The 25,440-nt window shown below is 62.4% G+C and carries 27 protein-coding genes; 17 read left to right on the top strand and 10 right to left on the bottom strand.

Going from position 1 to position 25,440, the window contains the following annotated elements:
- Positions 1-28: 28 nt before the first annotated feature.
- Complete coding sequence (locus BPHYT_RS28305) at positions 29-550, top strand: arsenate reductase/protein-tyrosine-phosphatase family protein (protein WP_012427556.1); 522 nt, start codon at positions 29-31, stop codon at positions 548-550.
- 262 nt (positions 551-812) lie between these two features.
- Here BPHYT_RS28305 and BPHYT_RS28300 read toward each other — a convergent pair whose 3' ends face one another.
- Positions 813-1,139: an H-NS histone family protein gene (locus tag BPHYT_RS28300; protein ID WP_012427555.1), complete on the bottom strand. Its 327-nt coding sequence runs from the start codon at positions 1,137-1,139 to the stop codon at positions 813-815.
- 35 nt (positions 1,140-1,174) lie between these two features.
- Positions 1,175-1,486, bottom strand: coding sequence for a hypothetical protein (locus BPHYT_RS38370; RefSeq protein WP_148225157.1), 312 nt, complete (start codon positions 1,484-1,486; stop codon positions 1,175-1,177).
- A 440-nt stretch (positions 1,487-1,926) separates the two neighbouring features.
- On the opposite strand from BPHYT_RS38370, the gene BPHYT_RS28295 reads away from it, so the two are divergent.
- Positions 1,927-2,244 carry a hypothetical protein gene (locus BPHYT_RS28295; RefSeq protein WP_012427554.1) on the top strand — a complete coding sequence of 106 codons (318 nt, stop codon included), beginning with the start codon at positions 1,927-1,929 and terminating at the stop codon, positions 2,242-2,244.
- Positions 2,245-2,303: 59 nt separating this feature from the next.
- Here the strand turns inward: BPHYT_RS28295 and BPHYT_RS28290 are convergent, their stop codons facing one another.
- A complete protein-coding gene (locus tag BPHYT_RS28290) occupies positions 2,304-2,576 on the bottom strand; it encodes a hypothetical protein (protein WP_012427553.1) in 273 nt (90 codons plus the stop codon).
- A 382-nt stretch (positions 2,577-2,958) separates the two neighbouring features.
- On the opposite strand from BPHYT_RS28290, the gene BPHYT_RS28285 reads away from it, so the two are divergent.
- The 5 genes from BPHYT_RS28285 to lhpH all read left to right on the top strand — a co-directional run bounded on the left by BPHYT_RS28285 (position 2,959) and on the right by lhpH (position 7,843).
- A complete protein-coding gene (locus BPHYT_RS28285; protein ID WP_012427552.1) occupies positions 2,959-4,206 on the top strand; it encodes an MFS transporter in 1,248 nt (415 codons plus the stop codon).
- On the top strand, positions 4,207-4,644 hold the full coding sequence (locus tag BPHYT_RS28280; RefSeq protein WP_238535676.1) for a lysozyme inhibitor LprI family protein: 438 nt from the start codon (positions 4,207-4,209) through the stop codon (positions 4,642-4,644). It abuts the gene before it with no gap.
- A 191-nt stretch (positions 4,645-4,835) separates the two neighbouring features.
- Positions 4,836-5,546, top strand: a complete 711-nt coding sequence (locus tag BPHYT_RS28275) for a lysophospholipid acyltransferase family protein (RefSeq protein ID WP_012427550.1) — start codon at positions 4,836-4,838, stop codon at positions 5,544-5,546.
- A gap of 134 nt (positions 5,547-5,680) precedes the next feature.
- A complete protein-coding gene (locus BPHYT_RS28270) occupies positions 5,681-6,802 on the top strand; it encodes a branched-chain amino acid ABC transporter substrate-binding protein (RefSeq protein WP_012427549.1) in 1,122 nt (373 codons plus the stop codon).
- Positions 6,803-6,835: 33 nt separating this feature from the next.
- Entirely contained in the window at positions 6,836-7,843 is a 1,008-nt protein-coding gene (gene lhpH / locus BPHYT_RS28265; protein ID WP_012427548.1) for a trans-3-hydroxy-L-proline dehydratase, read from the top strand.
- A gap of 19 nt (positions 7,844-7,862) precedes the next feature.
- Here the strand turns inward: lhpH and BPHYT_RS28260 are convergent, their stop codons facing one another.
- Positions 7,863-8,561: an SDR family NAD(P)-dependent oxidoreductase gene (locus BPHYT_RS28260; protein ID WP_012427547.1), complete on the bottom strand. Its 699-nt coding sequence runs from the start codon at positions 8,559-8,561 to the stop codon at positions 7,863-7,865.
- A 120-nt stretch (positions 8,562-8,681) separates the two neighbouring features.
- On the bottom strand, positions 8,682-8,891 hold the full coding sequence (locus BPHYT_RS28255) for a hypothetical protein (protein ID WP_012427546.1): 210 nt from the start codon (positions 8,889-8,891) through the stop codon (positions 8,682-8,684).
- A 491-nt stretch (positions 8,892-9,382) separates the two neighbouring features.
- Here BPHYT_RS28255 and BPHYT_RS28250 point away from each other — a divergent pair, with 491 nt between their 5' ends.
- The 4 genes from BPHYT_RS28250 to BPHYT_RS28235 all read left to right on the top strand — a co-directional run bounded on the left by BPHYT_RS28250 (position 9,383) and on the right by BPHYT_RS28235 (position 13,604).
- Positions 9,383-10,135, top strand: a complete 753-nt coding sequence (locus BPHYT_RS28250) for an SDR family NAD(P)-dependent oxidoreductase (protein WP_012427545.1) — start codon at positions 9,383-9,385, stop codon at positions 10,133-10,135.
- A gap of 97 nt (positions 10,136-10,232) precedes the next feature.
- Positions 10,233-11,561, top strand: coding sequence for an MFS transporter (locus BPHYT_RS28245; RefSeq protein ID WP_012427544.1), 1,329 nt, complete (start codon positions 10,233-10,235; stop codon positions 11,559-11,561).
- Positions 11,562-11,597: 36 nt separating this feature from the next.
- A complete protein-coding gene (gene rhmD, locus BPHYT_RS28240; RefSeq protein ID WP_012427543.1) occupies positions 11,598-12,776 on the top strand; it encodes an L-rhamnonate dehydratase in 1,179 nt (392 codons plus the stop codon).
- Between the two features lie 45 nt (positions 12,777-12,821).
- Positions 12,822-13,604 carry an SDR family NAD(P)-dependent oxidoreductase gene (locus tag BPHYT_RS28235; RefSeq protein WP_012427542.1) on the top strand — a complete coding sequence of 261 codons (783 nt, stop codon included), beginning with the start codon at positions 12,822-12,824 and terminating at the stop codon, positions 13,602-13,604.
- A gap of 16 nt (positions 13,605-13,620) precedes the next feature.
- On the opposite strand, the gene BPHYT_RS28230 is transcribed toward BPHYT_RS28235, so the two are convergent.
- Positions 13,621-14,628, bottom strand: coding sequence for a LysR family transcriptional regulator (locus BPHYT_RS28230; RefSeq protein ID WP_012427541.1), 1,008 nt, complete (start codon positions 14,626-14,628; stop codon positions 13,621-13,623).
- A 139-nt stretch (positions 14,629-14,767) separates the two neighbouring features.
- On the opposite strand from BPHYT_RS28230, the gene rhaM reads away from it, so the two are divergent.
- The 6 genes from rhaM (at position 14,768) to rhaS (ending at position 20,763) form a co-directional block, all read left to right on the top strand.
- On the top strand, positions 14,768-15,091 hold the full coding sequence (gene rhaM / locus BPHYT_RS28225) for an L-rhamnose mutarotase (protein WP_012427540.1): 324 nt from the start codon (positions 14,768-14,770) through the stop codon (positions 15,089-15,091).
- Between the two features lie 67 nt (positions 15,092-15,158).
- The gene (locus BPHYT_RS28220; protein WP_012427539.1) at positions 15,159-16,052 is read left to right on the top strand and encodes an amidohydrolase family protein; all 894 of its coding nucleotides are present in this window, start codon (positions 15,159-15,161) and stop codon (positions 16,050-16,052) included.
- A gap of 17 nt (positions 16,053-16,069) precedes the next feature.
- Positions 16,070-17,599: a sugar ABC transporter ATP-binding protein gene (locus BPHYT_RS28215; RefSeq protein WP_012427538.1), complete on the top strand. Its 1,530-nt coding sequence runs from the start codon at positions 16,070-16,072 to the stop codon at positions 17,597-17,599.
- A complete protein-coding gene (locus BPHYT_RS28210) occupies positions 17,596-18,654 on the top strand; it encodes an ABC transporter permease (protein WP_012427537.1) in 1,059 nt (352 codons plus the stop codon). The genes BPHYT_RS28215 and BPHYT_RS28210 overlap by 4 nt, the downstream gene beginning before the upstream one ends.
- Positions 18,647-19,663 carry an ABC transporter permease gene (locus BPHYT_RS28205; protein WP_012427536.1) on the top strand — a complete coding sequence of 339 codons (1,017 nt, stop codon included), beginning with the start codon at positions 18,647-18,649 and terminating at the stop codon, positions 19,661-19,663. Before BPHYT_RS28210 ends, BPHYT_RS28205 begins: the two co-directional genes overlap by 8 nt.
- A gap of 92 nt (positions 19,664-19,755) precedes the next feature.
- Positions 19,756-20,763, top strand: coding sequence for a rhamnose ABC transporter substrate-binding protein (gene rhaS / locus BPHYT_RS28200; protein ID WP_012427535.1), 1,008 nt, complete (start codon positions 19,756-19,758; stop codon positions 20,761-20,763).
- Between the two features lie 101 nt (positions 20,764-20,864).
- On the opposite strand, the gene BPHYT_RS28195 is transcribed toward rhaS, so the two are convergent.
- From BPHYT_RS28195 to BPHYT_RS28180, 4 genes are all read right to left on the bottom strand, one after another.
- Complete coding sequence (locus BPHYT_RS28195; protein ID WP_012427534.1) at positions 20,865-21,191, bottom strand: STY0301 family protein; 327 nt, start codon at positions 21,189-21,191, stop codon at positions 20,865-20,867.
- A 243-nt stretch (positions 21,192-21,434) separates the two neighbouring features.
- The gene (locus BPHYT_RS28190; protein ID WP_012427533.1) at positions 21,435-22,520 is read right to left on the bottom strand and encodes a porin; all 1,086 of its coding nucleotides are present in this window, start codon (positions 22,518-22,520) and stop codon (positions 21,435-21,437) included.
- Between the two features lie 50 nt (positions 22,521-22,570).
- The gene (locus tag BPHYT_RS28185) at positions 22,571-23,638 is read right to left on the bottom strand and encodes an ABC transporter ATP-binding protein (RefSeq protein ID WP_012427532.1); all 1,068 of its coding nucleotides are present in this window, start codon (positions 23,636-23,638) and stop codon (positions 22,571-22,573) included.
- Entirely contained in the window at positions 23,631-25,400 is a 1,770-nt protein-coding gene (locus BPHYT_RS28180; protein WP_012427531.1) for an ABC transporter permease, read from the bottom strand. The genes BPHYT_RS28185 and BPHYT_RS28180 overlap by 8 nt, the downstream gene beginning before the upstream one ends.
- Between the last annotated feature and the right edge of the window lie 40 nt (positions 25,401-25,440).

The raw sequence follows: 25,440 nt of genomic DNA, 5'->3' as shown, positions 1-25,440 counted from the left end.
AACAAAAAAACACGGGTACGGGGTAAGCGTGACCAGAAAATACAAGGTGCTGTTTCTCTGCCGCGAGAATTCAGCACGCAGCATCATTGCCGAAGCTTTGTTGCGGGAACTGGCGGGCCACCGGTTCGACGCGTTCAGCGCGGGACCGGAACCGGCCGCGCGGGTTCATCCGTGCGCGGTCGCGCAATTGCGGCCAGGCATCTCGGACCTCGGCATTCTCAGTCCGAAAAGCTGGCTGGAATTCACCGGTGAATGGGCGCCGCGTATGGACCTCGTCGTCGCGCTGGACGAATCCGTCGACACCCGCCACGCACCCGTATTTCCAGGCGAGCCCGCCTCATGCACCTGGACCTTCGCCGATCCGCTCGCACACGACATTGCCGAGTCCGAACGCGCGCGCGTGTTCGAGAAAGTGTTCTGGCAAATCGTGCGGCAGATGAGCGCGTTTATCGAACTGCCGCAATATGCAACGCCGGCTGGCGCTGTGGCAACGGCCGTGATTCCCGCATTGAGTGCATCTTCGCAGCGCGTCACGACATGTGACGCGTGAACGCATTGTGCGAGCGGTCGCCATGCAAGGCGCCATAGTGCCTGGTGCTGCTCCGTCCGGATATAAGGCGGCCACGCGCGGCCGGATGCGAATGGTCACAGCGGAACACAGCGGGGACAAAGCGGGACAAACGCATGCGACTACGCATCACATGAGTGCATGGCACAGGTGCATACGTGCTCGCGGACGCGCCGAACGGCGGTTTCCCACGGAGGAAGTGCGGGGTGATCTCTCTACGCTAGCGGCGGAATAATACGGTGGTCTATCGATTGTTCGAACGCGCGAGCGGACTGCCGGCGAACGGGTCGTTTTGCCAGTCCACGCGTTTCTTCGGTTGCGGGGCAGGCGCCGGTGCGGCCGACAATTCAAAGTGGTCGATGGATTGCCCCGCGCTGATTGCCTGTTTGAGCCATTGAGGCATTTCGCCCTGGCCGTCCCAGCTATCTCCAGTTGCGCTACGGTAGCGTCCGGCCTTTTGCGCGGCCGGTTCGGATGCCAGCACTGCCGCAAGGTCTTCGGGTTTGATGCCAAACTCTTCCATGCGATGGCGGAGATACGCAATCATGCTATCTCGCTTCCTTTCGTCCATAAGATATTCGTCCTTCTAAAACGTCCGGTGTTCTGTCAATTACAGACTGCAAGGGAAATCCGCGAAAGCATCGATCCATATAAATGGGGACGGCCCGCGGTGTGGTTATCGATTGAAGAAATCTCTAAAGGCAGCGTTAGAAAACGTCGCTCCATATATCGCGGCGCAGCAATTAGCCGACACGGCCGCCGATCAATTTCATGGGTGTCATCATGGGTGTCAATCAGTGAATATTCAAACGCTTCGCCGCGCGGCGAGGAAGGCTGCGGGTATCTCGCGCCAAGCCTCATGCCCTTAAGGGAAAAAACGGTATTGACGATGCACTGATTGCGGCAGGCCGGTTTCATCTCCACGCTCCGTCTCTCGCCGGTACTTCGCGCGCGGGGCCGATTATTGACGTTATGTCAGCATCATAACGCACTGTGCGGCCAAAGCACGTACCGGTTTGGGTGATTTTGTACAAATCTCTTCTTACCCACTACTTCGGCTGCGGCAGCCGGAGCGGGTGTTCAGCGATTGAATTCCTGGGTGGCCGAGCTATAAAAGAAAACAGCGGAGCCAAAATCCGTGTTTCCAGCCTGCGGCGACTGATTCCGGTCAGCCGCGAGAACGCGTCCGACATCGGTAGCAGGTCTGGCAAATCATTACTCGTTTAGTTCGATGACTTGCCGCGGCAGTTCGCATCGACATCGACTCGTCCGTCAGCCCGTTCGGCAACCTCGCTTTTTTTTGCGGATCAATTCTTTGGAGGACGAGAACTGCTGCGCCGGATTCAAGGAGTCTGGACATGAAACTACGATTATGGATGGCGCTGGCCAGCGCCGTGTTCCTGCTGGCGCCGAAAACGGCGGGCGCGCTGGGCCTCGAAGATCAGCAGGGCGTCGGCATGTCGGGCCGGGCGCTGATGCAACAGAATGCGAACGAATCGGCGCAAGCGACGACCGATATGTCGTTCAGTGAGTCGGGACAGGGCATGCCCGGCGCCCAGCCGGTGCAGAACGTGTCCTATGGCGGCGTAGCCGCGGGGCAATCGGAGGCGGGAGGTCCGCGGAGTCAGCCCTGCACGTCTTCCGCGCCGCAATGCAGAATCTATTTTGGCCGATGACCGGTCTGTCTCTGGGAATGCGGTGCGCATGTGCAAGCACCGCTTCCCGTCAACTGCCGTTATGCGAATGCCATCGTGTCCAGCGGACGATCGACGCGCTCGCTGAAGCGGCCCACCATTGTGTTAAAACTTTGTCCTTCCACTGCGGGGCCTTCAGTGAATCCGCGCAATTCGTCCAGCAATGCGCGCCACGACGCATGCCAGCGCGTTTCCTTGATGCAGGCTCCCAACGAGTCCGCGATGCGCAACACGCCGTTGTCCGGATAGAAGGTGACGGTGAGCGGCATGCCGTCGATCACGCAAGTGGCGGTGCAAGGGCGGGTAGTAAGCACGGGCGATGTCCTTTTATTGTGAGTGGTGAGCGCAAGTTAAAAACGCTGACGTGCGCTCCAGCAAACGCTGTGCCCAACCGACGTTCGCGCTTTGCAGGGCCTACCGCGTCGTTCCCACGCTGGGAACCGAGCACGAATCCGCACCAATAACCCCACATTCGACAGCAATTTTCCGGAGTCGTCAGCGAGCGATTTAATACGATGTTATGGTGTGGCCTATTCGGGTTTTCACTCGCTGATTCTCCAGGCTGCAATCGCGTCACTTCCGGCAAGCAGGCCCATATGGCCTGCTTTTTCAATCGTGCCGGCCGGTCTGCGAATGGATTAGCGCGGTGTGGCCGCTCCAATCCCACCCGTTGTTAATAGACTCGCAAACAATACTATGTTGATTGAAGACAATCTGCCCGCGAGCACGGCCTCGCTGGACGATGGCGCCTCGTCGTCCCTGCGTTCATGGCTGGCTGTCATGGCTGTCGCCATCGGCGCTTTCGCTTTCGTGACGACGGAGTTCCTGCCGGTCGGACTGCTGCCGCGCGTCGCCGCGGATCTGGGCGTGTTGCCCGGCACCGCCGGCCTGATGGTCACCGTGCCCGGCGTCATCGCGGCCATTTCCGCACCGGGGCTGATGCTGGTGGCGGGGCGCATGGATCGCCGGCGAGTGTTTCTCTTGCTCACGGCTTTGCTGCTGGCGTCGAATCTGATCTCTGCTTTCGCGCCGAATTTTCTCTGCATGTTGCTCGGGCGTGCATTGCTCGGCGCCGCGCTGGGTGGATTCTGGACGCTGGCCACGGCGGCTTCGGGGCGTCTCGTGAAACCGAAGGATTCGGCGCGGGCCATGGCGACGATTCTCACCGGCGTGACGTGCGCCACGGTGATCGGCGTGCCGCTCGGCACGTTCATCGCGAGCTTCGCATCATGGCGCGTGTCGTTCATGGCGACCGGCGTGCTGGTCGCGGTCGCGCTGGTCGCACAGTTCTTCTTCGTGCCGTCCTTGCCGTCCACCGCCGCGCTGCGTCTGCGCGATCTGGTGGCGCTGCTGCGCCGGCCGCATCCACGCCGCAGCATGCTGATGGTGGCGCTCGTTTTCGGCGCGCATTTTTCCTCGTACACGTACATCACGCCTTTCCTGCTGCACAACGCGAATCTCGACATGTCGACCATCACGTGGCTGTTGCTGGGGTTCGGCATCATCGGCTTCTTCTCGAACTTCGCCGTTTCGTCGACGGTCACGCGCAATCTGAAAGTGTCGGTCGGCGCAATGGTGTCGCTGTTGATGTTCGCACTGGTCTTGCTGCCGCTACTGCAGCATTCGACAATCGGCGTCGTGGCGCTGGTGCTTGCATGGGGCATTTCCTTCGGCGCGTTGCCGCTGTGTTTCAGCATCTGGATTCAGCGCGCCACGCCGGATTCGCCCGAGGCCGGCTCGGCATTGTTCGTGAGCATCATTCAGGTGGCGATTGCGCTGGGGTCGCTGGTGGGCGGCGTGGTGGTCGACCATGTGGGAATTTCCGCCGACTTTCTGCTGGGTAGCGGCCTCGCGTTGCTGGGGCTCGCCGCGCTCGCGAGCTTCGGCCGCGGCGAGCAGAAGGTCGCCGCCGAAGCGGTGGCTTGCCCCGCGTGCACGGAGTAATTGCCGGGCATCGGTTCGGCCGTTCAGACCATGCTTGCGGAACTTCAACCGGAATGCAAAAGAGTGATGAATCGACAACGCAATCCAGCTATCAAACGTCGCTTGCGGTGCGCGCTGTTCGCAATGGTCACGCTCAGTTCCGCGACTGCATTTGCTGCCAGCTTCGACTGCGGCCGGGCGCGATTGGCGGATGAAAAGGCCATATGCGCGTCACGGCAGCTGAGCGAGATGGACGTCGAAATGGCCGTGCGCTACCAGATGCTAACCGGCCTGGTCGCGATGGGCGCGAGAGGCGATATGCAGGACGAGCAGCAGGTGTGGCTGAAATCCAGAAAAGCATGCGGCGGTAATCGGTCATGTCTGCTCAACGCATACCGGCGACGCATCGGCACGCTCAAGGACGAATACGCCAATCTCGCGAGCCGCGGGCCGTTCTGAGTGCGCTGCTTGTCTTCCCGAAGCGGATGCGGCATGAAGAACCGCGAAGGCAAGCCGAATTCAATCCGTCTGTGAGGAGCGGAAGCGCCGGCCGCGTCGCTTCCGCACGCGACCGAACGTATCGCTCACGTCGCAGCCTCAACGCGTTACCATGAAAATCTTCCGCTGCTTCCCCTCCGATTCAGGCCCCGATGCGCTCAACTTTCACCAAATGGCTTTTTATCGTCTACCTCTTCGGTAGCGGCACGCTGTATTCGATCATCATCCTGCTCCTGTTCCCGTTTGTCGGACGTGCGGGGCGATACTGGCTCGCGAGGCAATGGTGTCGCGCACTGGTTTTCGTCATGCGTTGGATACCCGGCGTTTCATGTTCGATAGACGGGCTCGACAACCTTCCGGACGGTCCGGCGATTATCCTGTCACGTCATGAGTCGACGTGGGAAACCCTCGCGTTTCTCGCACTTTTTCCGCGTCGCGTGAGTTTCGTGTTCAAGGAGGAACTGCTGCGCATTCCGTTTTTCGGCTGGGTGTTGCGTGGCCTCGATATGGTCAGCCTGAACCGCGGCTCCGCTCGACAGGCTCACCAGGCTGTGACGAAGGAAAGCGCGGAGCGGCTGGCCAAGGGCGATGTCGTCGTCATTTTCCCGGAGGGCACCCGGGTCGCGCACGACGCGCCGTTGCGCATGACGTCCGGCGGCGTGCGGCTGGCGTGCGCGACCGGCGTGCCGGCCGTGCCCGTGGTCCTGAACGCGGGCAAGGTCTGGCCGACCAAAGGCTGGCCGGACGGCCGCGGACATATTCGCGTGGTGGTCGGGCCGCCGCTGTCTCCGCAAGACATGACGCAGCAGGAATTGAGTCACGCGGTCCACGAGTGGATGAAAAACGAACTGCTGCGGCTTTGATGATTGCCGAGCGCGCATGTCCACATGCGACGCAGCGTACCGTTTGCCGACGCCACAGCCTGGCGTACCGCTCGATTGAACTGGAACCAAATTGAGCATATGGTGATTGCTCCCTAGTCCAATCGGAGTTCGGTATGCGACGTCTTGCAATGACTGCGGCCGCATTGATGGCCGCTGGTTTCACCCTGTCCGCGAGTGCCCAGGTCGTAGTCACCATCGGTCATTCGGCGCCGCTCACCGGTCCGCAGGCGCCGAACGGCAAGGACAACGAGAACGGCGCACGGCTCGCCATCGACGAGCTGAACAAGTCGGGCGTCACCGTCGCGGGTCAGAAGGTCACCTTCAAACTGGACTCGGAAGACGACCAGGCGGACCCGAAAATCGGGGTGCAAGTCGCGCAGAAACTGGTCGACAGCGGCGTGGTCGCCGTGGTCGGACCGTATAACTCGGGCGTGGCGATTCCGGCATCGCGCGTCTACAACACCGGCAATGTCCCGATGCTGCCGGTCGCATCGAACCCCGCGCTAACGAGGCAGGGCTTCAAGAACATCTTCCGGATCGGCGCGAGCGACGAGCAACTCGGCGGCACGATGGGCCAGTTCGCCGCGAAGACCTTGAAGGCCAAAACGGCCGCCGTTATCGACGACCGCACGGCGTATGGTCAGGGTGTCGCCGAGCAGTTCGTGAAGGTCGCCAAGGCGAACGGCATCCAGATTGTCGAGCAGGAGTTCACCAACTCGTCGGCGACGGATTTCCTCAGCATTCTGACGACCATCAAGGCCAAGAATCCCGACGTGATTTTCTTCGGCGGCTATGCGGCGCAGGGCGCGCCGATGGCCAAACAGATGCGTCAGCGCGGACTCAGGGCGAAGCTGCTCGGCGGCGACGGCATCTGCTCGGCCGACATGGGCAAGGTGGCGGGCGAGGCGGCCTCGATCGTCTATTGCGCGCAGGGCGGCATTGCGCTGGAGAAGACAGCAGCCGGCCGCGAGTTCCTGCAAAAGTACAAGGCGGCCTACAACATCGATACGCAGGTCTACGCCGTGAGTTACTACGACGGCGTCAAGTTGCTGGCCGACGCCATGGTGAAAGCGGGCACGACAACGGACAAGGCCAAGCTGACCGCGCAGCTCGCCAAGGAAAACTATAAGGGCGTCGCCGGCACCTATTCGTTCGACGAGTACGGCGACCTGAAGGGCGCGCCGACCACCGTGTACGTCATCAAGAACGGTTTGCCGACGCCCTACGGCCAGTAACGGCAGTTGGCCCATCCACTTCACGAAGCAGACATGAAAATTTCACGCACCATCCAGACCGTTGAAGTTCACACCGGCGGCGAGGCATTCCGCATTGTCACCAGCGGCTTGCCGCGTCTGCCCGGCGACACGATCGTCAAACGACGCGCATGGCTGAAGGAAAACGCCGACGATATCCGCCGTGCGCTGATGTTCGAACCGCGTGGACATGCCGATATGTACGGCGGGTATCTGACGGAACCGGTCAGCCCCAATGCCGACTTCGGCATCATCTTCCTTCACAACGAGGGGTATAGCGACCATTGCGGCCACGGTGTTATCGCGCTCTCGACGGCGGCGGTCGAACTGGGTTGGGTTCAGCGTGAGATACCCGAAACGCGCATCGGTATCGACGCGCCGTGCGGGTTCATCGAAGCATTCGTGGAGTGGGATGGCGAGCACGCCGGCAACGTTCGCTTCGTCAATGTGCCGTCGTTTATCTGGAAGCGGGACGTGACCGTCGAGACACCGTCGTTCGGTTCGGTGACGGGCGATATAGCGTTCGGCGGCGCGTTCTATTTTTACACCGACGGCGAGCCGCATGGTCTCGCGGTGCGGGAGTCGTCGGTGGAAGAACTCATCCGCTTCGGCGCCGAGGTGAAGCAGGCGGCCAATCAGGCGTTTCCTGTCGAGCATCCCTACATTCCCGAGATCAACCACATCTACGGCACCATCATCGCGAATGCGCCGCGGCACGCTGGGTCGACGCAAGCCAACTGCTGTGTGTTCGCCGACCGCGAGGTGGACCGTTCGCCGACCGGCTCCGGAACGGGCGGCCGCGTCGCGCAGCTCTATTTGCGTGGAAAACTGGGCAAGGACGACACCTTGGTGAACGAGTCCATTATCGGCACCGTGTTCAAAGGGCGTGTCCTGAGCGAAACGACCGTGGGCGATTTCAAGGCCGTCGTTCCGGAAGTCGAAGGCAATGCTTTTGTCTGCGGCTTCGCGACCTGGATCATCGACGAGCGGGATCCGCTCGCCTACGGATTCCTCGTTCGGTAGGTCGGACGACAACCGCCGCCTAGAACCGCTCGACCCATGGGCGGAGTTCGACTTCCCACGTCCATGCGCTGCGGTGTTGACGATGAATGTGGAGGTACTCCCTGGCAATCGCGTCGGGGTCCAGCCATTTGTCGTCGGCGTCGCCGTCTTCCGAGCCTCGCGCGCTGCTGGCAATACCGCCGTCGATCACGAAATGCGCAACGTGAATATTCTTCGGCGCCAACTCGCGCGCCATGCATTGGGCCATGCCCCGTAACGCGAATTTGCCCATGGCGAACGGGGTTGAGCCGGGCAGCCCTTTGACGCTGGCCGTTGCCCCTGTCAGCAGGACAGTGCCATGGCCGCGCGCCAACATGCGCACTGCCGCGGCCTGGGCGACGAGAAAGCCGCCGATGGCGGTGATTTTGAAGGCGTCTTCGAGCTTCTGCGGTTCGATGGCTTCGAGCGGCGCGCGATAGCGGCCGCTCGCGTTGTAGACCACGAGATCGGGAGCGCCGAATGCTTTCTCCACGCGCTCGAAGAGGGCGGTAACCTGGTCCGGTTGACTGGCGTCGCAAGCTACGGGCAGGGCGCCCGTCTCGTTGACGAGTTCCGTGAGCTTGCTGGTGTCGCGGGCGGCGAGCGCGACCTGCATGCCCTCCGCCGCGAACAGGCGCGCGAGCGAGGCGCTCAAGCCCTTGCCCGCGCCGACAATCAATGCAGTCTCGGTTCGACTCATGGTTCCTCCGGAATCAACAGGGAAGCATCGCGGCGTGGGTGTGCCGCGTCATGCCTTGCTGATTGTAGGCGTTCACCGTGAAATGCACTGACGTCGACGGATGGCCGGACCGACTGCGGCTCAATGAGCCGTTTCGATGACGCTCCAGATCCGTTCGCCGGCGTCGCCCGTGAATTGTCTTGCGAGCACGGCCCGGCATTTGTCGCAGCGATAATGCTCCAGCACGAGCGTGCCATTGCACTCCGCGACACCGATTAGCGTGAGGTTTTCCTGCCGTTGCACATCGACCGGCAGGCGGTCGATATCGGAGCATCCATCGCAGACTTCCATGGCGCCTCCTGACGTTCGCATCCATCGTTCAAAAGAGCCCGCGTGGGACGGGCGAAGACTGATGCACCCGCAGCAGAGAAAGTGGGCCAAGCCAGTATCGGACGCGATGGAGCGATTGTGCAAGTGCAAAAAAATAAAACTTAACGGGGTTGGATAGGATGCCTCTGAGGGGTTGGAGCACGAATGCGCTGCACCAACATGGCTTTGCAGGTGAGGCATTCGCGTCTATCTCGATCGAGCACGTGCGACAGGGGCGAGGCGAAACGAGCGCGTTGCCAGGAGCTGATGACATCGGTGCCAGTCTTCTTCTGGCTTGCCCATTCGATCCACTTTTGTTATCGCCCCCTCCAATACTCGAATTGTTGGCGAATCGCACCGCTCGTATATTGGCTGAACCGTCAGCGCAGGCCCACCCGCGGCACTGACACACAACCAGCCGGCATACAACAACACGATGGCGCGCCGTTCAGGCCTGCCACAGGAGCACAGCGATGAATCGAATCGATCTGGAGGGGCGCGTCGTCGCCATTACCGGCGGCGCGCGTGGCATCGGCTACGCGGTGGCGCAACGGGCGCTGAACTCGGGCTCGTCGGTCGCGCTATGGGACGTGGACGCCGAACGCCTCGCGCGCAGCCAGCGTGAGCTCAGCGAACTGGGCAAAGTCACCGCGGTCTGCGTCGAACTCACGCAGGAAGCCGCCGTCGCGCAGGCCGTGGCGCAAACAGTCGCTGATCACGGCGCGATCGACGTGCTGATCAACTGCGCCGGCATCACCGGCGGCAACGGCACCACGTGGGAACTGGAACCCGACGTCTGGCGCCGCGTGATCGACGTCAACCTGATCGGCCCGTATCTCACTTGCCGCGCGGTCGTGCCGCAAATGCTCAAGCAGGGCTATGGCAGGATCGTCAATATCGCGTCGGTGGCCGGCAAGGAAGGCAACCCGAACGCCTCGCACTACAGCGCCTCCAAGGCAGGCCTTATCGGCCTGACCAAATCGCTCGGCAAAGAACTGGCAACGAAGAACATTCTCGTCAATGCCGTCACGCCCGCCGCGGCCAAAACCGAAATCTTCGACTCGATGTCGCAACAGCACATCGACTACATGCTCTCGAAGATTCCGATGAACCGCTTTCTGATGCCCGAAGAAGCGGCGTCGCTGATTCTGTGGCTCTCGTCGGAGGACTGCGCGTTCAGCACCGGCTCGGTATTCGATCTGTCCGGCGGCCGCGCAACATACTGAGGCGCTGTGGTATGAAGCGCGCCTGAGTTCGGCAGCGGTCCACAAGATAAGAAAAACGCGGAGCCGCCGAGCGGGCGCGCTCTGCGAAGGAGACGACATGGAAGCGCATGCGCCCGTTTCACTCGAGGCCATCAACAGCAAGGTCATGCGACGGCTGCTGCCGTTTCTGCTGCTGATGTACGTGCTGGCGTTTCTCGATCGCGCCAATATCGGTTTCGCGCAGAAGGCCTTGCAGCACGATACCGGTCTGTCGAATGCGGCGTTTGCGTTCGGTGCGGGCGTGTTCTTCATCGGCTATGCATTGTTCGAAGTCCCGAGCAATCTGCTGCTGCATCGGGTCGGCGCGCGTGTATGGATGTGCCGGATCATGGTGACATGGGGGCTCGTGTCGGCAGCGATGTGCCTCGCTCATACGCCCACGGCTTTCTATACGCTGCGGTTTCTGCTCGGCGTCGCCGAGGCGGGTTTCTTTCCCGGCGTGATCTATTACCTCACGCACTGGTTTCCGCAATCGGCCCGAGCGCGCGCGGTGGGCGTGTTTTATTTCGGCGCGCCGCTGGCGTTTATTTTCGGCAGCCCATTGTCAGGCTCGCTGCTCGAATTGCACGGTGCACTCGGCCTGACCGGCTGGCAATGGCTCTTTCTGGTGGAGGGCGCGCTGGCTTCGGCGGTGGGCGTGTGGGCCTTCTGGTATCTAGACAATCGTCCCGAAGACGCGCGTTGGCTCGAACCGCAAGAGCGCGCCAGCTTGCGCGCGGCTCTCGACGAAGACGCGCTGCTCGCGTCCGCGCACGGTCCGCATCGCATTCTCGCAGCGCTGGTGGACCGTCGCGTGTTGCTGCTGTCGGCAATCTATCTGCTGATCCAGATGAGCGTGTACGGCGTGATCTTTTATCTGCCCCAACAGGTGGCGGCATTCCTGGGCACGACGGTCGGCTTGCGCGTGGGACTCGTCGCCGCGTTGCCGTGGCTGTGCGCGTTGGCCGTGACCTGGTATGTGCCGCGCCGTGCGGATCGCACGGGTGAGCATCGGCGTTGGGCGGTGGTGTTGCTGATCGTCGCCGGACTTGGCATTGGCGTGTCGGGACTTGTGCATAGCCCGCTGTTCGGCTTGCTGGCGCTGTGTTGCGCGGCAAGCGGTTTCATTGCCGCGCAGCCGCTCTTCTGGACCTTCCCCACGCGTTATCTCACAGGCGCCGCCGCGGCGGGCGGCATTGCATTGATCAATTCGCTCGGCGGACTCGGCGGCTTCATTGCGCCGAGCCTGCGCACCGCGGCGGAACACGCGTTTGCGTCGACCTCGGCGGGACTGGTCGTGCTGGGCGTGTCGAGTCTGCTCGCCGCGCTGCTGATAGGCACGCTCTTGCGCCGCGATCCGGCCCAGTCGCGCACAACTTTCGAAACCTTACTGCATCGCGCCCGCTAGGCGCTCGCTCGACGCACTCATAACGGAGCCCCATTCATGGCCATGCCTACCATCCGGCACGTGCGTGCCTTCATCGTCCGCGGAGGCGGTGCGGATTATCACGACCAACCCGGCGGACACTGGATCGACGATCACATCTCAACACCGATGGCGCGTTATCCGGAGTATCGCCAGAGCCGCCAGTCGTTCGGTATCAATGTGCTGGGTACGCTGGTGGTGGAGATCGAAGCGAGCGACGGCACCGTCGGTTTTGCGGTAACGACGGGCGGCGAGATCGGCGCGTTCATCGTCGAGAAACATCTCGCGCGGTTTCTCGAAGGCCAACTCGTGACCGACATCGAGAAGATGTGGGATCAGATGTATTTCTCGACTTTGTACTACGGTCGCAAAGGCGTGGTGCTGAATACGATCTCGGGCGTCGATCTCGCGTTGTGGGATCTGCTCGCGAAAGTGCGCAAGGAGCCGGTGTACCAGCTATTGGGAGGTCCGGTGCGCGACGAACTCGTGTTCTATGCGACCGGTGCGCGGCCCGATCTGGCGAAGGAGATGGGTTTCATCGGCGGCAAGCTGCCGTTGCAGCATGGTCCGGCCGAAGGCGAAGCAGGCCTCAAGCAGAATCTGGAGAAACTCGCGGACATGCGCAGCCGCGTCGGCGACGACTTCTGGCTGATGTACGACTGCTGGATGAGCCTCGACGTGCCGTACGCAACGCGGCTTGCGCAAGCCGCGCACGAATACGGCCTGAAATGGATCGAAGAATGCCTGCCGCCCGACGACTACTGGGGTTACGCCGAACTGCGCCGCAACGTGCCACGCGGCATGATGGTGTCGACCGGTGAACACGAAGCGACGCGCTGGGGCTTTCGCATGCTGCTCGAAATGCAATGCTGCGATCTGATTCAACCGGATGTCGGCTGGTGCGGCGGCATTACCGAATTGATCAAGATCTCCGCGCTCGCCGATGCGCACAATGTGATGGTGGTGCCGCACGGTTCATCGGTGTATAGCTATCACTTCGTGGTCACCCGGCACAACTCGCCGTTCGCCGAGTTTCTGATGATGGCGCCCAAGGCCGACGAAGTCGTGCCGATGTTCACACCGCTGCTGCTCGACGAACCAGTACCGGTGAATGGACGCATGAAGGTGCCGGACACGCCGGGTTTCGGCGTGAGGCTGAATCCGGAATGCGCGTTGGTGCGGCCTTATCCACGGTGATTGCGCGCAATTCGTCGCAAGGTAGAGACATAAAAGGAGAATGACGTGCTGCTCAAGGACAAGGTCGTGATCGTCACCGGCGGCTCGCGTGGCATTGGCCGCGCGATAGCGGTTGCGTGCGCCGCCGAAGGCGCGGACGTGGCGATCAACTACTGGGGCGATAACGACGTATCGTATGGACGCCGCTCCGCGGTCGCGGAAGTGGTCGCCGAAATCGAGGCGCTCGGGCGGCGCGTGATTGCGATCGAGGGCAACGTCGCCGCGCGCGAAACCGGTCAGCAGTTGGTGCGCCATACGGTCGAAGCTTTTGGCAAAGTCGACGTGCTCGCCAGCAACGCCGGTATTTGTCCGTTCCACGCGTTTCTCGACATGCCGCCGGAAGTGCTGGAGTCGACGGTGGCGGTCAATCTGAACGGCGCGTTCTACGTCACGCAAGCCGCCGCGCAACAGATGAAATTGCAGGGCACAGGCGGCGCGATCGTGGCGACGAGTTCGATCAGCGCGCTAGTGGGCGGTGGCATGCAAACGCATTACACGCCGACCAAGGCCGGCGTGCATTCGCTGATGCAATCCTGCGCGGTGGCGTTGGGACCGTATGGCATTCGCTGCAACTCGGTGATGCCGGGCACCATCGCCACCGACCTGAATGCGCAAGACCTCGCCGACGAAGCGAAAAAAGCCTACTTCGAAAAGCGTATTCCGCTCGGCAGACTGGGCCGCCCGGAAGATGTCGCCGATTGCGTGACGTTCCTCGCTTCCGACCGCGCGCGCTATGTGACGGGCGCGGCGTTGCTGGTGGACGGTGGTCTCTTCGTCAACTTGCAGTAACGCGCCGATGCGGATGTCAATTCAGCGAAGCCGAAGCCGAAGACACGATCACGGAGTCGGCGGCGGCCGCGGTGGTGTCGTCGCGCTTGAGCTTGCGCGAGAAACCGCGCAACAGGTCGATGAAACGCAACGCCGGTTCGGCGAGCGGTTCTTCCTTGCGCGTGAGAATACCGAAACCGGAGAGAGACTTGCCGATTTCGAGCGGCAATGCGACCAGCAGTTTGCCACGCAAATGATCGCGTACCACCGACTCGGGCAGCATCGCCACCGCATCGTAATTCTCGAGCAATTGCAGCGTGGCGAAGATCGACGCGCATTCGGTCAGATTCACCGGCGTGGCGAGTCCCGCACGCGCGAGTTCCTCTTCGAACAGCACGCGCGCCGGACTGGTGACGGGTTGGGCCACCCACGGCCAGTCGATCAGTTCACGCAAGCCAAGGCGCGCGCGCTGCGCGAGCGGATGCACCGAGCGCACCACCAGCAACAAGGTCTCGCGCGCGAGCGGCTCGAAACTAAAATCGTTGTGTTGCAGCGGACTTGTCAGTCGCCCGAGCGCCAGGTCGACTTCGCGGCGATGCAGCAATTGCACGACCTGGTCGCTGGTTTCGCCGAGAATGCGCACGTTCAGCAGCGGGCTCTCGGTCTTCAGCGCGGCGACCGCCATGGCCAGCAGATCGGGCGCGGCGCCCATAATCGCGCCGACCGTCAATTGCCCGTGACCGCCGCGGCGTTTCACGTCGAGGTCTTCGGCGAAACGGGTCAGCTCGGCGAGCGCACGCCTTGCGTAAGCCAGCGTGACCACGCCGAGCGGCGTGGGCGTCATGCCGCGCGCGTTGCGCTCGAACAGCAGGAAGCCGAACGCTTCTTCGATATCGCCGAGCATGCGGCTCGCGCTCGGCTGGGCCACGTTGACGGCCTCGGCGGCCTGATGGAGATTGCGCGCGTCGTCGAGCGCGACGAGCAGCGCGAGGTGCTTGAACTTGAGCCGATTGACGAGTGCGACGGTGGCTGAATGTTGGCTCATGGGTCGGGTGCGATTCGGTTTGTGGATCGCCCAATCCCAACTTCGGATTGAGATGCTATCGACGCAGGAATTATAGTCGTATCAGACGCTTCCACGTTTCGCTGGAAAAGCGCCCGGATACGACGGGAGACAGGCCGCAATGGAGACAATCGCTTTCCGGATGGTGCTCAACCCCGGCATGCGCGAGGAATACGAACGACGTCATGCGCAAATCTGGCCTGAGCTGGTTGACGCGTTGCACAACGCCGGCGTGCGCGACTACCGGATTTTCTTCGATCCCGATTCGAATCATCTGTTCGCCATCCTCACGCGCAACAGCCATCACACCATGGACGAATTGCCGCAACTCGATGTAATGCGCAAATGGTGGGACTACATGGCCGACATCATGCACACGGGCCCAGATCACACGCCTGTACAGCAGCCGCTCGAACCGGTCTTCCATTTGAACTCGCTGAGTTGAATTGAGCTGATCCGATCCGACTGGACCTCAAACCTCGAAACGATTTTCACCCGACGGAGGATGTCGCATGCAGGTGGTCGATTCGCATATTCACTTGTGGGATCTGAAAACGCATCGCTATCCGTGGCTGGAAAACCCGGGCGTGTCGTTCGTTGGCGACGCGCGCGATCTGAAACACGACTACCTGCTCGACGATCTGTTGGGCGAAGCGGGCGATATCGACGTGCTGAAACTCGTGCACGTGGAAGCGAATCACGATCCCGCCGCTCCGGTCGAAGAAACGCGCTGGCTGCAGGCGATTGCTGATCGCAAGGAATCGTGCGGTATGCCGAACGCGATCGTCGCCGCGGTGGATCTGTCCGCGCCGAATGCGCCGGCCGTGCTCGAAGCGCATGCGTCGTTCGCCAACACGCGTGGAGTACGGCAGATTCTGAACGTGCACGAGAACAAGCTGTTTGATTATGTCGGCCGTCATCTCATGCGCGAGCGGCAGTGGCGCGAGCATTTTGCGTTGTTGCGCCGTTACGGCATGTCGTTCGATCTGCAACTGTATCCGTCACAGATGGAAGAGGCGGCAGCGCTTGCGCGCGCGCATGGCGACACGCAGTTCGTGATCAATCACGCGGGCATGTTCGTCGACCGCGGCAGCGTGGCCGGCTATCGCGCGTGGCGCGAAGGCATGCGTTTGCTCGCGGACTGCCCGAATATCGCCGTAAAAATCAGCGGACTCGCGATGTTCGATCATCGGTGGACTGTGGAAAGCCTGCGCCCTTACGTGCTCGAAACGATCGATACGTTCGGCGTCGAGCGAGCGATGTTCGCCTCGAACTTTCCGGTCGACCGGCTGTTCGGTTCTTACGCGGATTTGTGGCATGCGTATGCGTCGATCGTTGAGGTCGCGAGCGTCGCCGAAAAAGAAGCATTGTTTTGCCGCAACGCGGAACGTTGCTACCGCATCTAGAAAGAAGGAGACACGCAGTGCAGCAACCCACATCCGCTGTGCCGAGGCTCGAATTACGGCATGCGAGTAAATCATTCGGACGGGTTCGCGCGCTATCCGACGGCGATCTCGCGCTCTGGCCCGGCGAAGTGCATGCCTTGCTAGGCGAAAACGGCGCCGGCAAATCGACGGTCGTGAAGATTCTGGCGGGCGTGCATCAGCCGGACACCGGCGAACTGGTGGTGGACGGCGAGGCGCGCCGCTTCGCGACGCCCGCCGAGGCACGCGACGCCGGGCTCGCGGTCATCTATCAGGAACCGACGCTGTTCTTCGATCTGTCGATCGCGGAGAACATCTTCATGGGACGGCAGCCTGTGGACCGCATCGGCCGGATTCAGTACGACGCGATGCGCCGCGAGGTGGACGGCTTGCTGGCGTCGCTCGGTGTCGATCTGCGGGCCGATCAACTGGTGCGCGGTTTGTCGATTGCCGATCAGCAGGTGATCGAAATTGCCAAGGCATTGTCGCTAAACGCGAACGTGCTGATCATGGACGAACCGACCGCAGCGCTATCGCTGCCGGAAGTGGAGCGGCTCTTCACCATCGTGCGCAAACTGCGCGAGCGTGATGTGGCGATCCTGTTCATCACGCACCGGCTTGACGAAGTATTCGCGCTGACACAACGCGTCACGATCATGCGCGACGGCGCGAAAGTATTCGATGGTTTGACCACTGATCTCAACACGGAAGCGATCGTTGCCAAAATGGTCGGCCGGGATCTGGAGACGTTCTATCCCAAGGCCGAACGGCCGCCTGGCGAAGTGCGTCTGTCGGTGCGCGGCCTCACGCGCGTCGGTGTCTTCAAGGACATTTCCTTCGACGTCCGCGCGGGCGAGATCGTCGCGCTAGCCGGACTGGTCGGCGCGGGGCGTAGTGAAGTCGCGCGAGCGATCTTCGGCATCGATCCGCTCGACTCGGGCGAAATCTGGATCGCCGGCAAACGTCTCACCGCGGGGCGGCCCGCTGCCGCCGTGCGCGCCGGGCTCGCACTGGTGCCGGAGGATCGTAGGCAGCAGGGGCTCGCACTGGAATTGAGCATTGCGCGCAATGCGTCGATGACGGTGCTCGGCCGGCTCGTCAAACACGGGCTCATCTCCGCGCGCAGCGAGACGCAACTCGCCAATCAATGGGGCACGCGCTTGCGTCTGAAGGCGGGAGATCCCAACGCGCCGGTCGGCACGTTGTCGGGCGGGAATCAGCAGAAGGTCGTGCTCGGCAAATGGCTGGCCACCGGACCGAAAGTATTGATCATCGACGAACCTACGCGCGGTATCGATGTCGGCGCGAAGGCCGAGGTGTATAGCGCGCTCGCCGAACTGGTGCGCGACGGCATGGCGGTGCTGATGATTTCGAGCGAATTGCCGGAAGTGCTCGGCATGGCCGACCGCGTGCTGGTGATGCACGAGGGGCGTATCAGCGCGGATATAGCGCGCGCCGACGCCGACGAAGAACGCATCATGGGCGCCGCGCTCGGCCAACCCATGCCACCGCTGGGGCACGCCGCATGATGCGCCACTCTTCCACTCATGCCGCGCCGGTGCAGGCGCCGGTCCCGAAGCGCGCGGCGAGTTCGCCGGGCGGTTTCGCGGCGAGCATCGCGAAGAGCCGCGAGACGACGCTCTTCGTTGTGCTGGTTCTGCTGATCGTGGGCACCGGGCTCGCCAAGCCGCAGTTCCTGAACCTGCAGAATCTGCGCGACGTGCTGCTGAATGTGTCGATTATCAGCTTGCTGACGGCCGGCATGACGGTGGTGATCCTGATGCGCCACATCGATCTCTCCGTCGGCTCGACGGTCGGCATCAGCGCGTATGCGGTCGGCAGTCTGTATGTCGCGTTTCCGCATATGCCGGTGATCGTCGCGTTGGCGGCGGGGCTCGCTATCGGTCTTGTGGCGGGCACCATCAACGCGCTGCTTGTGGGCGTAGGGCGCGTTCCATCACTCGTTGCCACGCTGTCCACGCTGTACATTTTTCGCGGCGCGGACTACGCGTGGGTGCATGGCGGACAGATCAACGCGACCAGTTTGCCCGATGCGTTTTCGCGTCTTGCCACCGGCACTTTGCTCGGCATCCCGACACTTGCGCTGATCGCGGTCGTCGTGCTGATCGGTCTCGCCGTCTATCTCAAGCAGTTTCGCGGCGGCCGCGAACACTACGCGATCGGCTCGAATCCGGAGGCGGCGCGTCTGGCCGGCGTGAACGTCGAACGTCGCGTGATGGCGGGTTTCCTGTTGTCCGGTGCGATTGCCGGTTTTGCCGGCGCGTTGTGGCTGGCCCGCTTCGGCACCGTGGATGCGAGCACCGCGAAGGGCATCGAGTTGCAGGTCGTAGCTGCCGCCGTGGTGGGCAGCGTGGCGATCACCGGTGGTGTCGGCACGATACTCGGCGCCACGCTCGGCGCACTCGTGCTCGGCGTGATCAGCATCGCGCTGGTGGTGCTGCACGTGTCGCCGTTCTGGGAACAGGCTATCGAAGGCGCGCTGATCGTCGCCGCGATTACCGCGGATACCTTGCTGGCCCGCTCCGTCGCCAAACGCATGATGAGGAAACGCGATCATGGCTAAACCCGATTCCGCGCTGCTCACGCGCAAACGCGAAACGCCGCTGCAATGGGAAGTGCTGCTGGTGATCGTGCTGATTCTCTCGCTGGCGCTTGGACGCTTGCTGTCGCCGGTGTTTCTGACCGGCGCGAATCTGAGCAACGTATTGGCCGATCTGACCGAAATCGCGTTGATGGCGCTGCCGATGACGCTGATCATCGTCGCCGCGGAAATCGATCTGTCGGTGGCGTCGGTGCTCGGCGCATCCAGTGCGCTGATGGGCGTGCTGTGGCATATGGGCTTGCCGATGCCGCTCGTGATCGTGCTGGTGCTGGTTGCCGGCGCGTTGGCCGGCTTGCTGAACGGCCTCGTGATCGTCAAGCTCAATCTGCCTTCGCTCGCGGTCACGATCGGTACGTTGGCGCTGTTTCGCGGACTCGCCTATGTATTGCTCGGCGACCAGGCCGTCGCGGATTTTCCGCCTGCTTATACGGCGTTCGGCATGGACACGCTGGGCGGGAGTTTTATTCCATTGCCGTTTGTCATCGTGATAGTCGGTGCGATTGTGTTCACCGTGCTGCTGCAATCCACGGCGTTCGGCCGCAGTCTCTACGCGATCGGCGCGAATCCGACCGCCGCGGCATTCTCCGGTATCGAAGTAGCGAAGATCCGCTTGCGTCTCTTCGTGCTGTCCGGCGCGATGAGCGCGCTGGCGGGCGTCGTCTATACGCTGCGCTTCACCAGCGCGCGTGGCGACAACGGCGAAGGTTTCGAATTGTCGGTGATCGCGGCGGTGCTGTTCGGCGGCGTGAGCATTTTCGGCGGACGCGGTTCGATGATCGGCGTGCTGCTGTCGCTGCTGATTATCGGCGTGCTGAAAAATGCGCTCACGCTCGACGACGTGTCCAGCGAAACGCTCACCATCGTCACGGGCGTGCTGTTGCTGGCGTCGGTGCTGATACCGAATCTGGTGGCGCGCTGGCGCGCGGCGCGCGACCGGCGTTTCATCGCGAAGTCCGCTTCTTCTCTCTAGTGTTTTTACAAGGCCCGCGTCTCTCGAACAGAAAGTCCAACAACCGATAACCCGGACAACACCACGTCCAACAACAAGGCAGGAGACACTCTATGTTCAAACCTCTACGTCACACCGGCACCGCGGCGCTGTGCGTCGCGTTGCTCGCGATCAGTTGCGCCGCATCCGCCGCGGACCTGAAAAGCGGGCTGAAAATTGCATTCGTGCCCAAGCAGATCAACAATCCCTACGAAGTGATCGCCGACGACGGCGGCATGACCGCGATCAAGGAGTTCAAGGGTGTGGGCAAAGCGGTGGGACCGTCGGACGCGGGCGCATCGTCGCAGGTTCAATACATCAACACGCTGATCACGCAGCGGCAGGACGCGATCGTGATCGCCGCCAACGACGCCAATGCAGTCGTGCCGTATCTCAAGAAGGCGATGTCGCAAGGCATCAAGGTGGTGACGTTCGACTCGGACACGGCGCCCGAGGGCCGTCAACTGTTCGTCAACCAGGCGAACGCGGAAGGCATCGGCCGTGGTCAGGTGCAACTGGTGTCCAAACTGATGGGCGGCGAGGGCGAGTTCGCGGTGCTGTCGGCCACGCCCAACGCAACCAATCAGAACACCTGGATCAAGTGGATGCAGGAGGAACTGAAAAAGCCCGAGTATTCGAAGATCAAACTCGTGAAGATCGCCTACGGTAACGACGACGATCAGAAGTCGTTCACGGAAACGCAGGGCCTGTTGCAGGCGTACCCGAATCTGAAGGCGATCGTCGCGCCGACCACGGTGGGTATTGCGGCTGCCGCGCGTTATATCTCGACTTCGTCGAGCAAAGGCAAGGTGGCGGTGACCGGTCTCGGCACACCGAACCAGATGCGCGCGTTCGTGAAGAACGGCACCGTGAAGGCGTTCCAGTTGTGGGATCCGGGTCAACTCGGTTACCTGGCCGCGTATGCCGCGGCGGCGTTGGCGTCGGGCACGATCAGCGGCAAGGAAGGCGAGTCGTTCGACGCCGGCAAGCTCGGCAAACGCACCATCGGGCCGCAAGGCGAAATCATTCTCGGACCGCCGACCACGTTCGACTCCAGCAATATCGACAACTTCAATTTCTGAGCGGCGATGCTCGCCGCGCGGAGGTCGCGCGGCTGACGTGATCGCCAGGGCATGAAGCACGAGACGCGCGGCCGATGCATGGCGCACGCGCCTCGTGCTTTTTATTTGCAATGCGCCCTGAACGGCGTCATGCCTGCTGCACACACACTCACGTTTTTCGCGTGAAGCGTGATGGTCTTTGCGGTGCTTTTGTATTTGCAGACGAGATAGGGGTCGATCTGGTCGATGTCCCAGCGAGCCACGCGGCCAGCGCGTACGGGTACAAGACTCGTCATCTGGTCCGGCGGACCATCGTACAAAGCCGCGTTGTTCAGGACATGCCGCACGCCGGAATCGAGCACGCTAATCGGACAAGCGACCGGCGCCGCCACCGCGGCGCCGCTTGCCAATGCGTAGAAGAGCGCACAAAGCGTTTTACTCGACCACATGGAATTGATCTCCGTCGTTTGCTTTCGCTCTTGCCAAGCGAACGGTCGCTGCGTGTGCGGTGAACAGATCAAACGTAGCATCACGTTAGCCGTATCTGATTGAGGAAAATTCCGCTTTGCAGAAGGCAGATGTCCGAAAGTGGCGTCAGGCGTGTTGCATCATTAACGTAGCCGACAGCTTGCCGACCATACACGGCGCGCGCGGGACATTAGCGCGGTTCAAATTCCGGCGACCAAAAAACCTCAGAACCGCTGCTGAACACCCACGGTGACACCCACCTGCGTATCCGACGCGCCTGCCAGGTCACGCGACACGCTGACCAGCTTTCCGTGCCCGGTCATCGCATAGGCGCCCGACAGATACAGCACGGTGTGTTTCGACAGGGCATACTGCCCGCGCACCGAGAACAGCGTCGGATCGCCGCCGTCGCTATTCTTGACGTCCTGATAGTAGACCGCGCCGGACAGCGTCACGACGGGTGTCACCTCGTATTGAGCACCGATCCAGTACGTGCTGCTGCGCTGCGTTTGCTGTTGGGTGCGGAACGTGCGCTGATAGGTGCGATAGCCCGCCATCGCCTTCACAGCGCCGAAGTCATAGCTCACCCCCGCATGAATGCCCTGGATGTAATCGGTGATGTCGGCGGGTATGACGCTGTCGCTCGCGCCATTTTGCCGGTCGAATGTCGCGACCGCGGCGAACGGACCCCGCTCGTAGCCGAGACCGACGTTGTACTTCGAGCTTGTCTTCATGTTTCCGGGCACATTGCCGAAGCCGTACAGCGCGCCGAACTTCAAGCCGGAGTACGTGCCGTCGTAACGCACGGCGTTGGCCGAACGCACGAAGATCAGATCGCGCCGGCCGGCTGCTGCTGTCGAGGAGACGCCCCACGAGTAGTTCGGCGCATAACCCATCGGATCGAACGGCAGCATGTAGTCGAAGGTGGTCGTGAAATTGCGGCCGAGCGTGAGTTGCCCGTAGCGGCTTTTCAGACCGATAAAGGCGCGGCGGGCGAAGATCGAGTCGGGTCCGTCGTCGAACTGTCCGTTGGCGATGTTGATGCCGCTTTCCAGTTGAAACACCGCCTTCATGCCGCCACCGAGATCTTCGACGCCCCGCAAACCCCAGCGCGAGGTGTTCCTGCCGCCGGACACCAGACGGACAGCGCTGCCTTCGCCGCCCGCGCCGCTCGCATGGTTCACGTACTCGACCCCCGCATCCATAATGCCGTACATGGTCACGCTCGATTGCGCCTGCACGCCGGCTGCAAGTCCGGAAAGTCCGGCGCAGGTGAAGCTCAAAGTCGCCTTCTTCATGTTCGATTTCATGACCCGTCTCCCATAATTGGTCTTTTTTGCCTGTAAGGGCGCTGTCGCTGTCAACTCGCCTGAGCGAAGGCCCAGCAATCGTTGGCGGGGAATTCGATCCAGTGCCGGCCGGCTGCGCGCGGCACGTGCCCGAAGGCGCGCAGCCGCAACTCGCCGCAATGGAACAGGTATTCCCAGCGATCGCCCAGGTACATCGACGTGACGAGTTCGGCTTCGAGCCGGTTCGCGCCGGGACCGTCGGCGACCTGCACGCGTTCGAGACGAATCACGGCATGCGCGTGTTGACCGGCCGTGAGCGCTTCGCGCGCTTGCGCCTGGAGTTGCCAGCCGTCGCCAGCCAGCGTCACGCGTTCGCCGTCGACGGCGGCCACGCGCGCGTCGATGCGGTTGTTGCTGCCCATGAATTCGGCGGTATAAAGCGAGCGCGGCGCGCCATACAGATCGGCAGGCGTGCCTTCCTGTTCGATGCGGCCGTTGCGCAGCAACAGGATGCGGTCGGACATCGCCATCGCTTCGGTCTGGTCGTGCGTCACGCACAACGCCGAGAGGCCCAATGACACGATCAGCTCGCGCAGCCACGCGCGTGCCTCTTCGCGCAGCTTGGCGTCGAGATTGGAGAGCGGTTCGTCGAGCAGAATGACCGGCGGGTTGTAGACGAGCGCCCGCGCAATCGCAACACGCTGCTGCTGGCCGCCGGAGAGCTGATACGGATAACGCGCGGCAAGGTGGCCGAGGCCGAGCTGATCGAGCGCGGCTTGCACGCGCTTTTTCTGCTCGACGGTTGAGACGCGCCGCAGCTTCAATCCATAGCCGACGTTCTCGGCCACCGTGCGATGCGGCCACAGCGCATACGACTGGAACACGAGTCCGAGCGAGCGCTGCTCGACCGGCAGATCGACACGCGTGGCGCCGTCGAAAAACGCCTTGCCGTCCAGTTCGATGCGCCCCGCCGACGGTTGTTCGAGACCGGCCACCGCGCGCAGCAGCGTGGTCTTGCCGCTGCCCGACGCGCCCAGCAGGCACACCACTTCGCCCGGATTCAGTTCGAACGACACGCCTTTGAGTATCGGGTTGTCGCCGTAGCTGAGAAAGAGGTTGTCGACCTTGAGCTTATCCATGCAATTTCACTCCGAAGCGCAGCGCGACGCCGAGTCCGGCGCCGACCATCGCGATGTTGATGACAGAAAGCGCCGCGACCTGATCGACCGCGCCGGTCGCCCACAGCGACACCAGCAGCGCGCCGATCACTTCGGTGCCGGGCGAGAGCAGATAGACGCCGGTCGAGTACTCGCGCTCGAAGATCATGAAGATCAGCAGCCACGCCGCGAGCAAGCCGAAGCGCACGAGCGGCAGCGTCACGTCGAGACTCACGCGTGCGCGTGTGCCGCCGACGCTGCGTCCCGCTTCTTCGAGTTCGGGGCCGACCTGCAGCAGCGCGCTCTGAATCAGACGCATGCCGTACGCGAGCCACACGACCGTGTACGCGATCCAGATGCTCCACATGGAGTTCTTCAGTTCCTTCAGTCCCGGCACGAAGAGAAAGATCCACAGGAACGCGAGACCGGCGAGCAACCCCGGCACCGCGCGCGGCAGCAGCACGAGGTAATCGAGCAGACGCGTGGCCCAGTCGTTGCGGCGATGACCGGCAAACGCAACGAGCGAATAGAAGCCCACCGCCAGCGCCCCACCGATCACGCCGATGCCGAGCGTGTTCAGAATCGCGCGCACCAGGTTGTCCTGCTCGAACAGTTCGGTGAAGTTGGCTAGCGTGAGCACTTCGGCGAGAGGCGCGCCTTGCCCCCAGTGGGTGACGAACGCGCGCAACGTGATGCCGGAGATCGGCACGAAGACCGTCAGCAGCAGCCACAGCGCGACGATCGCGAGCGCAACCCAGCGCCACGCGCCGAGCGGCAGCACGGTCTGACGTCCCGCCTTGCCCTTCACCGTGACGAAGCGGTTCGCGCTCTTCAGGAGCCGCCGTTGCAGCAGCACGAGCGGGAAGGTGATCGCGACGATGCACATCGCGACCGCGGCCATCAGGTGATACGAAGGCACGCCGAGCTTGTTGGTGAGCTTGTAGAGATACGTGGCCAGCACGAGGTGCCCTTCCGGATCGCCGAGCACGAGCGGCAGGCCGAACACTTCGAAGCCGAGGAAGAACACCAGCACCCCGGCGAACAGCAGCGCGGGCAGCGTCATCGGCAGGCTGACGTCGAGCGCCACGCGAAACGGCCGCGCGCCGGCGACACGCGCCGCTTCCTCGACGTCGGAGCTGAGATTGCGCAGCGCCGCCGACGAATACAGGTACACGTGCGGCACATGCGTGAGGCCGACGATCACCGTGATGGCGAACACCGAGTAGACGGTCCACGGCACTTGCGCGGTGCCGAACAGCTCCATCCACCAGACCGAATAGAAGCCGACCGGACCGGCCGCGACGACGTAGCCGAAGGCGAGCACCATCGGCGAGACGAACACCGGCGTGAGCAGCAGCGGTTCGAGCCAGCGGCGGCCGGGCAGGTCGGTGCGCACCATCAGGAACGCGAGAATGCCGCCGAGCGGAATCGAGATGAAGAGCATTCCGGCGGCAATGACAAACGAGTTTTTCAGTGCGGACCCGAAGTCCGGGTCGCTGAAAATGAATTCGAAACCGGTGAGGCCGAAGCTGCGCTTCGCGTCGAAGAACGGCGCGTTCAGCACGCTCTGCAACAGGATGAAGCCGAGCGGCAGCGCCACCGCCACCGTTAAAACCGCGATGACGAGCCAGCGCAGCAGCCCCATGAACGGCTGAAGTGCGCCGCGCGGGATCGCTTCGCTGGAGCGGCCGTTTGCCGCGCGCGATAGCGCGGCGCGGTGTCCGGTTGCGCTAGTGGAAGGCATGAGGGTCCCCCTGCGGCACGCTGGCCGCATATCGACAGGT

Origin of the sequence: Paraburkholderia phytofirmans PsJN (assembly GCF_000020125.1) — a bacterium.
In the GTDB taxonomy this organism is placed as follows: Bacteria; Pseudomonadota; Gammaproteobacteria; order Burkholderiales; family Burkholderiaceae; genus Paraburkholderia; species Paraburkholderia phytofirmans.
Note: the sequence above shows the minus strand (reverse complement) of the source record. Positions and strands in the feature narration are given on the sequence as shown.

Bases quoted from the DNA above. Each gene is read 5' to 3' on its own strand.
- BPHYT_RS28300 (WP_012427555.1), bottom strand. From the start codon at position 1,139: ATGGACGAAAGGAAGCGAGATAGCATGATTGCGTATCTCCGCCATCGC.
- BPHYT_RS38370 (WP_148225157.1), bottom strand. From the start codon at position 1,486: ATGAAACCGGCCTGCCGCAATCAGTGCATCGTCAATACCGTTTTTTCC.
- BPHYT_RS28295 (WP_012427554.1), top strand. From the start codon at position 1,927: ATGAAACTACGATTATGGATGGCGCTGGCCAGCGCCGTGTTCCTGCTG.
- BPHYT_RS28285 (WP_012427552.1), top strand. From the start codon at position 2,959: ATGTTGATTGAAGACAATCTGCCCGCGAGCACGGCCTCGCTGGACGAT.
- BPHYT_RS28275 (WP_012427550.1), top strand. From the start codon at position 4,836: ATGCGCTCAACTTTCACCAAATGGCTTTTTATCGTCTACCTCTTCGGT.
- BPHYT_RS28270 (WP_012427549.1), top strand. From the start codon at position 5,681: ATGCGACGTCTTGCAATGACTGCGGCCGCATTGATGGCCGCTGGTTTC.
- lhpH (WP_012427548.1), top strand. From the start codon at position 6,836: ATGAAAATTTCACGCACCATCCAGACCGTTGAAGTTCACACCGGCGGC.
- BPHYT_RS28260 (WP_012427547.1), bottom strand. From the start codon at position 8,561: ATGAGTCGAACCGAGACTGCATTGATTGTCGGCGCGGGCAAGGGCTTG.
- BPHYT_RS28255 (WP_012427546.1), bottom strand. From the start codon at position 8,891: ATGGAAGTCTGCGATGGATGCTCCGATATCGACCGCCTGCCGGTCGAT.
- BPHYT_RS28250 (WP_012427545.1), top strand. From the start codon at position 9,383: ATGAATCGAATCGATCTGGAGGGGCGCGTCGTCGCCATTACCGGCGGC.
- BPHYT_RS28245 (WP_012427544.1), top strand. From the start codon at position 10,233: ATGGAAGCGCATGCGCCCGTTTCACTCGAGGCCATCAACAGCAAGGTC.
- rhmD (WP_012427543.1), top strand. From the start codon at position 11,598: ATGGCCATGCCTACCATCCGGCACGTGCGTGCCTTCATCGTCCGCGGA.
- BPHYT_RS28230 (WP_012427541.1), bottom strand. From the start codon at position 14,628: ATGAGCCAACATTCAGCCACCGTCGCACTCGTCAATCGGCTCAAGTTC.
- rhaM (WP_012427540.1), top strand. From the start codon at position 14,768: ATGGAGACAATCGCTTTCCGGATGGTGCTCAACCCCGGCATGCGCGAG.
- BPHYT_RS28220 (WP_012427539.1), top strand. From the start codon at position 15,159: ATGCAGGTGGTCGATTCGCATATTCACTTGTGGGATCTGAAAACGCAT.
- BPHYT_RS28210 (WP_012427537.1), top strand. From the start codon at position 17,596: ATGATGCGCCACTCTTCCACTCATGCCGCGCCGGTGCAGGCGCCGGTC.
- BPHYT_RS28205 (WP_012427536.1), top strand. From the start codon at position 18,647: ATGGCTAAACCCGATTCCGCGCTGCTCACGCGCAAACGCGAAACGCCG.
- rhaS (WP_012427535.1), top strand. From the start codon at position 19,756: ATGTTCAAACCTCTACGTCACACCGGCACCGCGGCGCTGTGCGTCGCG.
- BPHYT_RS28195 (WP_012427534.1), bottom strand. From the start codon at position 21,191: ATGTGGTCGAGTAAAACGCTTTGTGCGCTCTTCTACGCATTGGCAAGC.
- BPHYT_RS28190 (WP_012427533.1), bottom strand. From the start codon at position 22,520: ATGAAATCGAACATGAAGAAGGCGACTTTGAGCTTCACCTGCGCCGGA.
- BPHYT_RS28185 (WP_012427532.1), bottom strand. From the start codon at position 23,638: ATGGATAAGCTCAAGGTCGACAACCTCTTTCTCAGCTACGGCGACAAC.
- BPHYT_RS28180 (WP_012427531.1), bottom strand. From the start codon at position 25,400: ATGCCTTCCACTAGCGCAACCGGACACCGCGCCGCGCTATCGCGCGCG.